Raw genomic sequence first — 13,637 nt, forward strand, 5'->3', positions numbered from 1 at the left:
AGGACGGAGGATGCTCTCCCCCGTCCGCCCTTTTCGGAAACAGTCTGATTATAGCGGACGCGGCGTGCCGCGTAAAGCGGCTTCCGGTCCCGACGGGGCGGAGAGGAGCCGGAAGCCGTCCTGTCATACGGCGGGCCGCCGTCCCGGTTTCTGCCCGGAGCGGCGGCCCGCCGTGTCTTCCTGTCTGTGAAACAGCTGTTTATCCCTTCACCGCGCCGGAGACCATTCCCTTGATGATCTCCTTGCTGAAGATAAAGTAGAGGATGACGACCGGAGCCATGGTGATCAGCATCGCCGCCATCTGCTTCGGATAATCGGAAGCGAACTGGCCCTTGAACTGCGTCAGCGCCAGGGGTACAGTCTGGAGCGACACATCCTTGATCAGGACCAGCGCGAAGGAGAATTCATTCCAGCACCCGAACACCTGAATGATGCCGACCGTCGTCAGAATCGGGCGGCAGATCGGAAAAATGATCTGCCAGAGCGTCTGGGAGAAGGAGCTTCCGTCGATGGCCGCCGCCTCCTCGAGTGACGTCGGGATCGATTTGACGAACCCTTCCACCAGAAAGATGCCCATCGGCAGGCCGAAGGAGATATACGGAAGAAGCAGCGTATACCACTTGTTCGAGATGCCGCACTGCTTGAAAACCACATAGATCGGAACCAGCAGCGAGTGGATCGGGATCAGCATACCCATCAGGAACATCACGTAGAGCGCCCGGTTTCCTCTGAATTTCACCCGTGCGAGGATGTAGCCGACGATAAAGCTGAAGAGGATGATCGCCACGATCGAAATCGCCGTGGTCCGGACGCTGTTCAGCATGGACTGAGCGAGATGGTAATCCGGGTTCGTCAGAATCCGGATATAGTTGACAAGCGTCGGATGCTTCGGAAGGCCCACGATGTCGGCGTTGAACACGCGCTTTTCCTTCAGCGACGAGTACAGCATCCAGATAATCGGGAAAATGCATGAGATCGAAAAAACGATCAGAATCAGATTGATGAAGAAACCGCCGATTCCCCGCCGGATCTTTGCGCCGGCCGAGAGCGCGGACGATTTTCTGACTGTTGCCGCGGCTGCTGCCATAGTGCTCACGCCTCCTTCCCTTCGGTTGCTTTTCTGATCGCCCACTGCGAGCCGCCGATCACGGCCAGCGACAGGACGAAGATCGCGACGGAAATGCAGCTCCCGTAGCCCATGTTGGACTGCTCAAACGAGACCGTATATCCGTACATCGCCATCACCATCGACGATGTTCCGGGTCCGCCGGACGTCATGACGTAAATGTTGTCGAAGGCCTTCATGTTTCCGGCAATGCAGAGTGTGATGCAGACGAGCATCGTGTTCTTGATCAGCGGCAGCGTGATATAAACTGCTTTCTGAAAGCCGTTGGCCCCGTCGATCTCGGCACTCTCGAAAATCTCCGTGTCGATCGAGGCGATCGCGGAAAGAATGATCACCATATAATAGCCGATGTACTGCCAGATCAGCGGGATCGTGACGTACAGCATGACATGCTTGGAGTCATTCAGCCAGACCTGACAGAGGTCGCCCCGGCCGATGGCCTTTAGAAACCAGTTGATCAGACCGTATCTGTAGTGATAGATCATGTTCCAGATCAGGCCGATGCAGACCGCCGCGATGGTGCTCGGAAAGAAGCCGAACGTCCGGTGGATGCCTTTTAGTCTGGCCGTCTTGGAATTGACCAGCATCACCATGACAAACGCGATGCCGACCTGCCCGATGATGCAGGCCACTACCAGATAGATGTTGTGACCGAAGGCCTGCCAGAAGATCTTGTCATGGAAAAGCTGGCTGTAGTTCTGGAATCCGATGAAGCTCTTGTTCGGCCCGCCCTTCCATTCGAAGAAGCTGTAGACGAAGGCCGTGATCAGAGGCACAAACACCGTGAAGACAAACATCGCGACGGGAACCAGAAGATAGAGAAAAACGGTTCTGTGCTTCGGTTTGATGGTTGTCAGCATATCTGACTCCCCCTCTCAATCTGAATGTCGGAAAAAGCCGTTCCACCCGCCCCCTCAAAGCAGGTGGAACGGCCCGTATTGACTGCGCGTCCGACGTATCTCGGAAACGTCCGTGTCAGGATGCCGAAGATTCAACGTCCGCCGTCGAAGCCGTGCCGGCCGCGTCAGCCAGATAGTTCTGCTCATACGCGTCCTGCGCGTCCTTCGCCACATCCTCCGGAGACTTCTCTCCGTTCAGCATGCTCTGAAGATCCTGATTCATGATGCCCCAGACCGCGCTGTTGATGTAGGAGTCATAGATCTCGCACTTCGTTGTGTCGACATAGCTGTAGTTGTAGAAGTCCTGAACCACCTGATCGAACTTGGAGAGGTCGACGTCGTCCACCTTGGTCAGTCCGCCGAGGGCGTACTTCTCAGCCACATAGGAGGCAAAAGCCGGTCCGGTCAGTTCCTGAGCCAGATCGATGCAGGCCGCCAGCTTGTCCGGATCATCCGCGACCTTGCTGTTGAAGGCCACCGCGTAGCCAAGGCCGATGTTCTGGGAGTCGGCATCCTCGGTCGCATCCGCCGGCTGCGGAAGAACCGCAAATCCGATGTTGTTGTACTTGTCCTCGTCGTCCGCCTTCAGCGTAGCCGCGATGTAGGACTCATCCCAGTTTCCGCCGATGAAGGCCGCCGCGTCGCCGCTGATGTAATATTCACGCGCATCCTCGTTGGTGACGGAGTTGAAGTCCTCGTTGAAGATCTTCGTCTCGGTGAAGAGATGCTGCATCTCCTTCAGCGCTGCCACGAACTTGTCGTCCGTGAAAGCCGCGCCGCTGCCGTCGATCAGGCTCTGGAACCAGTCCTTGCCGGTGTAACGGTCGCCCAGCGTGCTCAGGAAGTCGGAGTTGGCCTGCCACTGACCGCCGTTTCCGAACGCCACCGTGGTGATGCCCTTTCCGTTGAAGTACTCGGAAGCCTTCTCCACATCATCCCAGTTATCCGGGAACTTGTCGTATCCGGCGTCCTTCCACATCTGCTTGTCATAGATCACAACGGTGCAGGTGCCGCCGGTCAGAACCGGATAGCCGTAAACCTTGTCGCCGTCTTTGAACGGTGTGAAATAGTCCTGCTCATAGTCATCGTAGTAAGGAGAAGCCTTGATCGTGTCGGTGAGATCCATGATCAGGCCCTGCTTCGCCCACTGCTTCGTGTTCATACCCTGAAGCAGGAAGACATCCGGAAGATCGCCTGCCGCCGCCAGCGTGGCGATCTGGGTCTTGTACTCGTCATTGGCGAGAACGTTCTCCTTGACGCTGATATCCGAATGCGCGTCCTCCCACGCCTTCAGCGTTGTCCGGAAGCCGTCGGAGCCGCCGTTGCCTTCCGCCTCTTCGGATGTCGAGAAATGCATCAGGTTGATGTCACCCTTGTAGGCGAGATCATTGTTCGCGACCGGCGTCGCCGCGCTGACGACCGTCGTGGCACCCATCGCTGCGACCAGAGCGGCCGCCAGAGCTGTGCTGACCATTTTCTTTCTGTTCATATTGTTCCTCCTCTTATTGTTGCTTGTGAGAAATGTATTATGCAGGGCGGCGCATCAGCAGGCCGCCCGGGCATACTGTTTTTACTCCTGCCGGGTCAGATTCCTCACGGAATTGCCCTTCAGCAGCCTCCCCTCCACCACGGTCCGGTCGATCAGCGCCGTCTTCGGGTGCTCGATCATCCCGATGAGCTTCTCAGCCGCGATCCGTCCGATAGACGCCGTGTCCTGTTCGATCGTGGTGATCTTCGGCTCAAGCATTCTCGCGATATCGATGCCGTCGTAGCCGCAGATGGAAACATCCTCAGGGATCGAAAGCCCCCTCTCCTTCAGTGCGTTGACACCCCCGATGGCGGCCAGATCATCCGGGTACAGGATACAGGTCGGCGGCTCCGGAAGATCCAGCAGCCGCTTCGTGACCTCGCAGCAGCGCTCCGGGTTACGGTAGTCACCGTCCGTCACATACTCCTCCCGCACCGGAATCTGAAGACTTTCCAGCGTGTGATAGAAGGATCCGATCCGGTTTCTCGTGACCGGGGACTGATCGCCGCCGGTGATGTAGGCGATCCGCCGGTGCCCCATCTCCGCCGCGTAGGTGACCAGCGCCCGCATACCTCCGATATTGTCCGAGATAACGGACGGCTTGCTGTCGTAGGTGTGGTCGATGGTGACCACCGGGATCTCGCTCCGGATCAGCTCCGCGACCTCCTCCTGATTGAAGTCCACGTTGGCGACCACAACACCATCCAGACCGCGGTAGCGGCTGTGCTCAAGAAACGTCATTCTGTGGTTCGTCCGATTGGCGTTGAGAAACGTAAGATCGTAGCCTTCCGATTCCACCTTGTCCTTGAAGCTGTTGAGGATCGAACCGAAGTAGTCCTGCATCAGGCCGTTGCCCGCCCGGTCGACGAACAGAACACCGACATTGTAGGACCGGCTGGTCTTCAGCGCCCTTGCGGAAGCGTTGGGGAAATACCCCATCTCCTGCGCGGCCGCTCTCACCATCTGCTTGGTGGCTTCCGAGATGTCACTGTGGTTGTTGAGGGCTTTGCTGACGGTCGCCACAGACACGCCGCATCGAAGAGAAATATCCCGCATGGATACCATCTCCGGGCCCTCCTTTCCGTCTCTCTGTGTTTCCTTAATCGTTTTCGCAGCCTCAATATAGTTCATTTTGCCCGTTTGTGCAAGCTTTTTTATGTTTTTTCCGTGATTATGACATTATTTTGTCAGATTGTTCAAATAGTAAGCGGCATTATTTCGCAACATCAATAAAAATCCCGCGTCGAAACCCTGAAACATTCCGTCCCGTCCCGTTTCGACATGTTTTCAGTCTCTTCCCGTCCTTCCGAAAATGCCTTAAAAACCCATTGATTTCGGTCTTTTCCCTCTTTATAATAATAAGCACCCAGGAGGGAAGGGATTAACTTAATCGTTTTCGAAAAGTTCTCAGACAACTTTTCACAAAGGAGACTATCTATGAATTTCGGACACTTCGATGATGAGGCGATGGAATACGTCATCACCACGCCGAGAACTCCGCTGCCCTGGATCAACTATCTGGGATGCCGGGATTTCTTCACTCTGATTTCCAATACCTGCGGAGGCTACTCCTTCTATAAGGATGCGAAGCTGCTCCGACTCACCCGCTACCGCTACAATTCCGTTCCCTATGACAACAACGGAACCTACTTCTATATTAAAGACGGGGACACGGTCTGGAATCCTGGATGGCAGCCGACCCAGACGGAGCTGGACACCTACGAGTGCCGCCACGGTCTCGGATACAGCCGTTTCCGTTCCTCAAAAAACGGCATCGGTGCGGACCTTCTCTGCTTCGTCCCGCTGACGGATACCTGCGAGGTCCAGCGGCTCCGTCTCTCCAACACTTCGGAAGAGACGAAGGAGATCCGCCTCTTTTCCTATGTGGAATGGTGCCTGTGGAACGCGATGGACGACATGACGAATTTCCAGCGCAATCTTTCGACCGGTGAAGTGGAGGTGGAGGGTTCTGTCATCTATCACAAGACCGAGTATCGGGAGCGGCGCAATCATTTCGCCGTCTACGCCGTCAACGCGCCGGTGGATGCCTTTGATACGTCAAGAGACGCCTTTATCGGCACCTACGGCGGACCGGACCGCCCGGAGGCGGTGCTTGCCGGCGCGGATACGAACTCCGTGGCGTCCGGATGGTATCCCGTGGCGTCCCATCAGATCAACCTCACGCTGAAGCCGGGCGAGAGCCGTTCCCTGGTCTTCGTCCTCGGATACTGTGAGAATCCGGAGGACCGGAAGTGGGAGGCTCCGGGCGTCATCAACAAGGAGCCGGCCCGGCGCCTGCTGGCCCGCTACCGGACCGACGCCGACGTGGAGCGGGCTTTCCGTGAACTGAAGGATTACTGGAAGGACCTGCTCTCCGCCTTCCATGTGGAGACGAAGAACGACAGGGTGAACCGGATGGTCAATATCTGGAACCAGTACCAGTGCATGGTCACCTTCAATATGAGCCGCTCCGCCTCCTACTTCGAGTCCGGTATCGGGCGGGGCATGGGATTCCGTGATTCCTGTCAGGATCTGCTGGGTTTCGTCCACCTGATCCCGGACCGCGCCCGCCAGCGCATCATCGACATCGCGTCGACACAGTTCGAGGACGGATCGGCCTACCACCAGTACCAGCCGCTCACAAAGAAAGGGAACTCGGATATCGGATCGGGCTTCAACGACGATCCGCTCTGGCTGATCGCCTGCACATCGGCCTACGTCCGGGAGAGCGGCGATCTGAGCATCCTTGAGGAGCTGGTGCCCTACAACAATGATGAATCCAAAGCCACGCCGCTCTTTGAGCATCTGACCCGCAGTTTCCGCTTCACCGCTACTCACAAGGGGCCGCACGGGCTGCCGCTCATCGGACGCGCCGACTGGAACGACTGTCTGAACCTCAACTGCTTCTCGGAGCATCCGGGCGAGGCGTTCCAGACCTTCGGACCGTCGGAGGGGCCGGTGGCGGAATCTGTCTTCATCGGCGGTATGTTCGTCAAGTACGGGCGCGAATACGCGGATCTCTGTGACCTTCTCGGAAAAACGGAGGAGGCCGCCGGCGCCCGGGCTGAGGTGGAGGAGATGGAGAAGACGCTGCTCGGCACCGGCTGGGACGGCGAGTGGTTCGTCCGCGCCTACGACGCCTTCGGACACAAGGTCGGTTCCCGGGAATGCGAGGAAGGCAAAATCTACATCGAGCCGCAGGGCTTCTGTGTGCTGGCCGGCGTGGGAAAGGAAGGCGGTCAGGCGGAGCAGGCGCTGGCATCCGTCCGGAAATATCTCGATACGGAATACGGCATCATGATCCTCCAGCCCGCCTACACCCGGTATCATCTCGAGCTGGGCGAGATTTCCTCCTACCCGCCGGGATATAAGGAAAACGCCGGTATCTTCTGCCACAACAACCCCTGGATCTCCATCGCCGAGACGGTGCTCGGCCACGGGGACCGTGCCTTCGAGGTCTACCGGAAGACCTGCCCCGCATACCTTCAGGAGAAGAGCGACATCCACAAGACCGAGCCCTATGTCTACTCCCAGATGGTCGCGGGGCGCGACGCCCGGTACTTCGGCCAGGGTAAGAACAGCTGGCTCACCGGCACCGCGGCCTGGACGTTCGTGAATATCTCCCAGTATATTCTCGGCGTTTATCCGACGCTGAAGGGGCTCGAAATCAATCCCTGCGTACCCCGCGATTTCGGCGACTTCCGGATTCAGCGCCGTTACCGCGGCGTCACGTATCAGATCGACGTGATCACGAACGGGGCTGAAAAGGGCGTGAAGTCGATGACCGTGGACGGCGTACCGGTTGAAGGCTGCATCATTCCCTTCGACGCGTCAAAAAAGACCGTGCATGTCCGGGTGGAGATGGGAGCCTGATCATAACGAGGACCGGAGGCGCAAACCTCTGCCGCTCCCTCACAGCGCGGCGCAGACCGTGCGCCGCGCGTGTTCCGGAAAATTTCACCCGGCTCAAATTCCCGCCGGGAAATACTCGCCCGAACCCGGCAGACTGAAGCCCATACACAGGGAAGCGGCGGGGACGGACCGATTGGTCCGTCCCCGCCGCTTCCTCACGTTCAGTTCCTGCCCCGTATGGCCGGGCTTCGTCCGCCGGCCTCTCGGCTCAGACATTGTAGCTGTTGAGATACGCGTCCTGCTCCGGCGTCAGATGATCGATCTCCATACCGAGGTAGCGAAGCTTCCGCTCCGCGATCTCCCGGTCAATCGACGCGGGCACCCGGTTGATCATCGGAAGACGGTCGTCTCTGTGCTTCACCAGATATTCCGCGGCCAGCGCCTGAACCGCGAAACTCATATCCATGATCTCCGCCGGATGGCCGTCTCCGGCCGCCAGATTCACGAGCCGGCCCTCGCCGATCAGATTGACCGAGCGGCCGTTCTTCAGCGTGTATCCGACGATATTCTCGCGGCGCAGCTCCTTCCGGACGCACTGATCCTCCAGCGCCTGATAATCCACCTCCACGTTGAAGTGGCCCGCGTTGGTGAGAATCGCGCCTTCCTTCATACGGAGCATATGCTCCATCGTGATCACGCCCTTGCAGCCGGTGACCGTGACGAAGACATCGCCCAGCGGCGCCGCCTCCATCATCGGCATCACCGCGTAGCCGTCCATCACGGCCTCGATGGCCTTCACCGGATCCACCTCGGTGACGATCACACGGGCGCCGAGCCCTCTCGCCCGCATCGCGACGCCCTTGCCGCACCAGCCGTAGCCGGCCACCACGACCTGCTTGCCCGCGACGATCAGGTTCGTCGTCTTGTCGATGGCGTTCCAGACGGACTGGCCGGTACCGTACCGGTTGTCGAAGAGGTGCTTCATCTCCGCGTCGTTGACCAGCATCATCGGGAATTTCAGCTCACCGGCCCGGTCCATGGCGATCAGCCGGTGAATCCCGGTGGTCGTCTCCTCGCACCCGCCGATCACCCCCGGGATCAGATCCCGGTAATCCCGGTGCATCATGTTCACCAGATCGCCGCCGTCGTCGATGATGATCTGCGGTCCCACGCGGAGCACACAGGAGAGGTGATGACTGTACTCCTCCTCCGTTGCCCCGTGCCACGCGAAGACCTCAATGCCGCGGGTGACGAGCGCCGCCGCCACATCGTCCTGCGTCGACAGCACGTTGCTCCCGGTCGCATAGACCTCCGCTCCGCCGGCGCGGAACACACAGGCGAGGTACGCGGTCTTCGCCTCCAGATGCACCGACAGCGCGACCTTCACGCCCTCGAAAGGCTTCGTCCTGCTGAAATCCTCACAGATGCTCTTCAGCACCGGCATATGCGCCTCGACCCAGTCGATCTTCCGGTTTCCGGACTCCGCGCAGGCCATATCTCTGATCTCACTCATTCGATCCGATCCTCCTTATCTGCGGAACCGGTCCGCGATCTTTTCCGTCTCGTAGTATACTTTTTCCGCGTCAATGGTGGTGTAGTTCCGGTCCCGCATCACGATCCGTCCGTTGATCATCACATCCGAAACCTCCATGCCGTTCGCCGAGTAGACGAGGGAAGCCTTCCGGCTGTAGAGAGGCCGCAGGTTCGGCTCGCGCTCGTCGATCAGGATCACATCGGCCGTGCGCCCGACCGCGATCTCGCCGAGATCCTCCCGGCCGATCGCCTCGGCGCCGTTCCTCGTGGCGATACGGAGCGTCTCCTCCGCCGGCAGAACCAGCGCGTCCTTCGCGGCTCCCTTCTGCGCCATCGACAGCAGGTGCATTTCCCCGAACATGTTCAGGGCATTGTTGCTCGCGGCGCTGTCCGTTCCGAGGCAGACCCGGATTCCCTTCTTCAGCATCCGGGGAACCGGCGCGAAGCCGTTGGCCAGCTTCATGTTGCTGGCGGGGTTCGTGGCCACCGAGACGTTCGGACGGGCGAGCTTCTCGAAATCGGTGTCGCTTAAGTAGACACAGTGCGCCAGCAGGATCCGCTCGTCGAGCATGCCGAGCCGGTCCAGATACTCCACCGGCGTCGCACGGTGCTCGCTCAGGCAGGTGCGGTACTCATTCGCCGTCTCGGTCAGATGAATGTTGATCAGCAGATGCTTCTCATGCGCCAGCTCCGTCATATAGGCGAGCAGATCCTCGCCGCAGGTGTAGATCGCGTGCGGGCCGAGTCCGAACATGCAGTTGGCCCCGATCGCCTCGCCGTATTCCATCTCGTCAAAGGCCTCGCGGATCCGCTGAAGCGCCGCCTGATCCTTCCGGGACTCGCCGACGATGCCGCGCGTGATCAGCGCCCGCATGCCGCTGTCCGCGCAGGCCTTCACCGCCATCTTCGGGAACATCTGCTGGTCGACGAAGCAGGTCGTGCCGGTCCGGATCATCTCCATGATCGAGAGCATGTTGCCCCAGTACGCCTCCTCCGGCGTGAGTGAGTTCTCGATCGGCGAAATCCGTTTGAAGAGCCACTCGTCGAAGGGCACGTCGTCGGCGTAGTTGCGCATCAGGGACATATACGCGTGGGTGTGGGCATTGATGAGGCCCGGCATCATCGTCTTATGCGATCCGTCAATCACCTCGTCCGCCGAGAATCCGCGCGGCTCCCGCCCGATGCCGGAGATCCGGCCGGCCGTCACATAGACGTCGGTTCGCTCCGCCTCCGGGCTTTCCAGCAAGTGTACATTTTTGATCAGAATCCCCATCGGTCATTCCTCCGTTTTATCTTCCGCCGGCCGGACCGGCCGGGTTCATGATTGTGTTTTCCGAAAAGATGTGCGATAATCCACTCAAATTCCGGAACCGGAAGGGACAGCAGCGGGGCGGCGCGCGGCCGCCCTCGTTTGTGCTGTCACGGTCCGGATGGCGTTTGGTTTACAGTATACCAGCAAGGAGGCTTAAAATGGAATACAAAACCAGAGGAACCTGCTCTCAGCTGATCCAGTTCGATCTCGAGGACAACAAAGTGCGGAATGTCCGTTTCACCGGCGGCTGCGACGGAAACCTTCGCGGCATCTCAAAGCTTGTGGAAGGGATGGACGCCCACGAGGTGATCCGCAAGCTGGAGGGCACGCCCTGCGGCTTCAAGAACACCAGCTGTCCGGATCAGCTCGCCAAAGCGCTCCGGACCGCTCTGCACGAGTGAGCGGCCTGTCGGCCGCCCCTCGGGGACAGGCTTCCGGGAAACGGCCGGACGGCATCGGAACGCCGCCCGGCCGTTTCCTTTTCGTAATCCCGTTTCACTTCTCCCACTTGTCGCAGAGCGCGGCGAGCTGATCCGCCATCTGGGCCAGTTCCTTGTTCGGTCTCCCCTTAAGAGCCCGGACCAGCGACCGCAGACGGTCCGCCGTGTGCTCAAGCCTGAGATACGGCGTCGCCTTCGTCGAAGCGGCCGCCGGCAGAGGGTGTCCCTCCGCGTCCAGCCGGACGAAGGGGACGCCCTCCGTCTTTTTCTCGCAGACGTTGTCCGTCAGATTCCAGACGGTTCCGGAATACGGCGCCTCCGCCTGAAGACCCAGCTTCTCATGAAGCAGTGCGCAGAAGGACTGCTCCACGCCGTCCTCGCCGTGCACCACGAAGACCCGCTTCGGCTTCTTCCGGAAGCCAGACGCCCAGTCCAGAAGCCCTTCCCGGTCCGCGTGTCCGGATATGCCCTTAAGGGACACGATCTCCGCCTGAACGCGGATGGTCTCGCCAAACAGCGTGACCTCCTTCTCCCCTTCGAGGATCTCCCGCCCAAGTGATCCGTTTGCCTGATAACCCACAAAGAGAACCGTCGACTCCGGCCGCCACAGGTTATGCTTCAGATGATGCTTGATCCGGCCGGCCTCGCACATCCCGCTGGCCGAGAGAATCACCTTCGGCGTCCCGTCCTCGTTGATCGCCCTGGATTCGTCCGTGGTCAGCGCGAGCTTAAGGCCCGGGAACGTGATCGGGTTGATGCCTTCGGCGATCAGCGCCTGCGCCTCCCCGTCGAAGCAGTCCGTGTAATGCTCATTGAAAATGCCGGTGGCTCTCGTCGCAAGCGGGCTGTCCACATACACCGGAAAGCCGTCATGACCGTGCACGAGCTTCTCCGCCTTGATCTCGCGGATGATATAGAGCATCTCCTGCGTCCGCCCCACCGCGAAGGAGGGAATCACCACGTTTCCGCCCCGGTCCAGCGTCCGCTGGATCACCTCCGCCAGCGCGGTCCGGTAGTCCGGCCGCTCGCCATGGCTCCGGTCTCCGTAGGTGGATTCGATCAGCAGATAGTCCGCCGAGTCGATTTTCTTCGGCTCCTTCAGAATTGGCTGATCATGGTTGCCCACGTCGCCGGAGAAGACGATTTTCGTCTCCTTCCCCTGCTCCTTTGCCCAGACCTCGATCGCGGCGCTTCCCAGCAGATGCCCCGCGTCGTTGAACCGGATCCGGATCCCGTCAAAGACATCGATCACCTTGTCATACGGGCAGGGAACGAAGCACCGCATGATCCGGTCCACGTCCTCCGCCGTATAGAGAGGAACGAAGGGAGGAAGTCCCTTCCGGCGGCCCTTCCGGTTCCGCCACTCCGCCTCGAACTGCTGGATGCCGGCGGAATCCAGCAGCATGATGTCGCAGAGATCGCAGGTTGCCGCCGTGGCGTAAACGCGGCCGCGGAAGCCTCTTGCGCCGAGCAGCGGAAGAAGACCCGTGTGATCGATGTGGGCGTGCGTCACGAAGACGGCGTCGATCTCGGAGGCGGGGATGGGGAGAGGTGCATTTTCAAAGATGTTGCGGCCCTGCTCCATACCGTAATCAATCAGAATGCTGCGGCCCGCGGCCGTAAGTAAGTGGCAGCTGCCGGTCACTTCGTGATCGGCACCGATAAATGTAAGCTTCATGGCCCCTCCGTTTCTTGAGTTTTCACACGCAATATGCCATAATGCATACGCAATCCGGACACTCAGCCTGCGGGAAAGTCCCGCGCCCGGCTGTCTGTGTCCAGTATACCACGTACAGAGGAAGGATCGAAGATGAAGAAAATCGTTCTGACCGGCGGCGGTACGGCCGGCCATGTCTCGCCGAATCTCGCGCTTCTCCCGGCGCTGAAGGAGCTCGGCTACGAGGTGTATTACATCGGCTCCTACGACGGCATGGAGAAGGCGCTGGTCGCCCCCTACGGGCTTCCGTACACCGGAATCTCCACCGGCAAGTTCCGCCGGTATTTCGATCTCCGCAACTTCTCGGACCCGTTCCGGGTGCTGAAGGGCATCGGCGAGGCGAAACGCGCGCTCCGCTCCATCCGGCCGGATATCGTATTCTCAAAGGGCGGCTTCGTCTCGGTTCCCGTGGTCCGCGCCGCCCATGACCTTCGTATTCCGGTGATCTGCCACGAATCCGACATGACGCCGGGGCTGGCGAACCGGCTCTGCATTCCGATGGCATCGAAGGTCTGCTGCAATTTTCCCGAGACGATGAAGGACCTCCCAAAGGACAAGGCGGTCTACACGGGTACGCCGATCCGGGCGGAACTGCTCAACGGCAGCCGGGAACGCGCCCTCGCCTTCACCGGCCTCAGCGGGAAGAAGCCCGTCATCCTGGTGATCGGCGGCTCTCTGGGCGCCACTGCCGTCAATGACGCGGTGCGGGCGGCTCTTCCGGAGCTGCTTCCCTCCTATGACATCATCCATCTCTGCGGAAAGGGCAAGCTGGATCCCTCTCTTGAGGGCACGGAGGGTTATCGTCAGTACGAATTCATCCGGGAGGAACTTCCCGACCTCTTCGCGCTGGCCGATCTTGCCGTCTCGCGGGCCGGCGCCAACGCGATCTGCGAGCTGCTGACGCTGAAAAAGCCGAATCTTCTGATACCGCTGTCCGCGAAAGCCAGCCGGGGCGACCAGATCCTTAACGCACGCTCATTCGAGCGTCAGGGCTTCTCGGCTGTACTGGAGGAGGAAGCCGTCACCACGCAGTCGCTGACCGCCGCCGTGAACGATCTCTACGCCAGCCGCGGCCGGTACATCGAGGCGATGACAAAGAGCAGCGGCACCGACTCGATCCGCGTCATCACGGATCTCATCGAAAAGTGCAGGCTGAAGCGTTAAAGACGAAGAACAGCAGGGGTCGGCGTTTCCGGAAACGGAAACGCCGACCCCTTTTCTTTTTGTCCC

General features: G+C 59.7%; 10 protein-coding genes. 3 read left to right on the forward strand and 7 right to left on the reverse strand.

The window, feature by feature from the left end; genetic code table 11:
- Positions 1-199 precede the first annotated feature (199 nt).
- From G4C92_RS05995 to G4C92_RS06010, 4 genes are all read right to left on the reverse strand, one after another.
- Entirely contained in the window at positions 200-1,087 is an 888-nt protein-coding gene (locus G4C92_RS05995) for a carbohydrate ABC transporter permease (RefSeq protein ID WP_274941671.1), read from the reverse strand.
- A 5-nt stretch (positions 1,088-1,092) separates the two neighbouring features.
- The gene (locus tag G4C92_RS06000; protein ID WP_274941672.1) at positions 1,093-1,986 is read right to left on the reverse strand and encodes a carbohydrate ABC transporter permease; all 894 of its coding nucleotides are present in this window, start codon (positions 1,984-1,986) and stop codon (positions 1,093-1,095) included.
- Positions 1,987-2,101: 115 nt separating this feature from the next.
- Positions 2,102-3,514 carry an extracellular solute-binding protein gene (locus G4C92_RS06005; RefSeq protein ID WP_274941673.1) on the reverse strand — a complete coding sequence of 471 codons (1,413 nt, stop codon included), beginning with the start codon at positions 3,512-3,514 and terminating at the stop codon, positions 2,102-2,104.
- 81 nt (positions 3,515-3,595) lie between these two features.
- Positions 3,596-4,684, reverse strand: coding sequence for a LacI family DNA-binding transcriptional regulator (locus tag G4C92_RS06010; RefSeq protein WP_330654821.1), 1,089 nt, complete (start codon positions 4,682-4,684; stop codon positions 3,596-3,598).
- 306 nt (positions 4,685-4,990) lie between these two features.
- Here G4C92_RS06010 and G4C92_RS06015 point away from each other — a divergent pair, with 306 nt between their 5' ends.
- Positions 4,991-7,426, forward strand: a complete 2,436-nt coding sequence (locus tag G4C92_RS06015; protein WP_274941674.1) for a GH36-type glycosyl hydrolase domain-containing protein — start codon at positions 4,991-4,993, stop codon at positions 7,424-7,426.
- Between the two features lie 247 nt (positions 7,427-7,673).
- Here G4C92_RS06015 and G4C92_RS06020 read toward each other — a convergent pair whose 3' ends face one another.
- Positions 7,674-8,918, reverse strand: a complete 1,245-nt coding sequence (locus G4C92_RS06020) for an adenosylhomocysteinase (RefSeq protein ID WP_274941675.1) — start codon at positions 8,916-8,918, stop codon at positions 7,674-7,676.
- Between the two features lie 15 nt (positions 8,919-8,933).
- Entirely contained in the window at positions 8,934-10,211 is a 1,278-nt protein-coding gene (locus G4C92_RS06025) for an amidohydrolase (protein ID WP_274941676.1), read from the reverse strand.
- A gap of 197 nt (positions 10,212-10,408) precedes the next feature.
- On the opposite strand from G4C92_RS06025, the gene G4C92_RS06030 reads away from it, so the two are divergent.
- Positions 10,409-10,651, forward strand: a complete 243-nt coding sequence (locus G4C92_RS06030; RefSeq protein ID WP_274941677.1) for a TIGR03905 family TSCPD domain-containing protein — start codon at positions 10,409-10,411, stop codon at positions 10,649-10,651.
- A gap of 94 nt (positions 10,652-10,745) precedes the next feature.
- Here G4C92_RS06030 and G4C92_RS06035 read toward each other — a convergent pair whose 3' ends face one another.
- The gene (locus G4C92_RS06035) at positions 10,746-12,368 is read right to left on the reverse strand and encodes an MBL fold metallo-hydrolase RNA specificity domain-containing protein (RefSeq protein WP_274941678.1); all 1,623 of its coding nucleotides are present in this window, start codon (positions 12,366-12,368) and stop codon (positions 10,746-10,748) included.
- 132 nt (positions 12,369-12,500) lie between these two features.
- On the opposite strand from G4C92_RS06035, the gene G4C92_RS06040 reads away from it, so the two are divergent.
- Positions 12,501-13,571 carry an undecaprenyldiphospho-muramoylpentapeptide beta-N-acetylglucosaminyltransferase gene (locus G4C92_RS06040; RefSeq protein WP_274941679.1) on the forward strand — a complete coding sequence of 357 codons (1,071 nt, stop codon included), beginning with the start codon at positions 12,501-12,503 and terminating at the stop codon, positions 13,569-13,571.
- Positions 13,572-13,637: the final 66 nt, after the last annotated feature.

This window comes from Chordicoccus furentiruminis (assembly GCF_019355395.1).
Lineage (GTDB): Bacteria > Bacillota > Clostridia > Lachnospirales > Lachnospiraceae > Chordicoccus > Chordicoccus furentiruminis.

Bases quoted from the DNA above. Each gene is read 5' to 3' on its own strand.
- G4C92_RS05995 (WP_274941671.1), bottom strand. From the start codon at position 1,087: ATGGCAGCAGCCGCGGCAACAGTCAGAAAATCGTCCGCGCTCTCGGCC.
- G4C92_RS06000 (WP_274941672.1), bottom strand. From the start codon at position 1,986: ATGCTGACAACCATCAAACCGAAGCACAGAACCGTTTTTCTCTATCTT.
- G4C92_RS06005 (WP_274941673.1), bottom strand. From the start codon at position 3,514: ATGAACAGAAAGAAAATGGTCAGCACAGCTCTGGCGGCCGCTCTGGTC.
- G4C92_RS06010 (WP_330654821.1), bottom strand. From the start codon at position 4,684: ATGAACTATATTGAGGCTGCGAAAACGATTAAGGAAACACAGAGAGAC.
- G4C92_RS06015 (WP_274941674.1), top strand. From the start codon at position 4,991: ATGAATTTCGGACACTTCGATGATGAGGCGATGGAATACGTCATCACC.
- G4C92_RS06020 (WP_274941675.1), bottom strand. From the start codon at position 8,918: ATGAGTGAGATCAGAGATATGGCCTGCGCGGAGTCCGGAAACCGGAAG.
- G4C92_RS06025 (WP_274941676.1), bottom strand. From the start codon at position 10,211: ATGGGGATTCTGATCAAAAATGTACACTTGCTGGAAAGCCCGGAGGCG.
- G4C92_RS06030 (WP_274941677.1), top strand. From the start codon at position 10,409: ATGGAATACAAAACCAGAGGAACCTGCTCTCAGCTGATCCAGTTCGAT.
- G4C92_RS06035 (WP_274941678.1), bottom strand. From the start codon at position 12,368: ATGAAGCTTACATTTATCGGTGCCGATCACGAAGTGACCGGCAGCTGC.
- G4C92_RS06040 (WP_274941679.1), top strand. From the start codon at position 12,501: ATGAAGAAAATCGTTCTGACCGGCGGCGGTACGGCCGGCCATGTCTCG.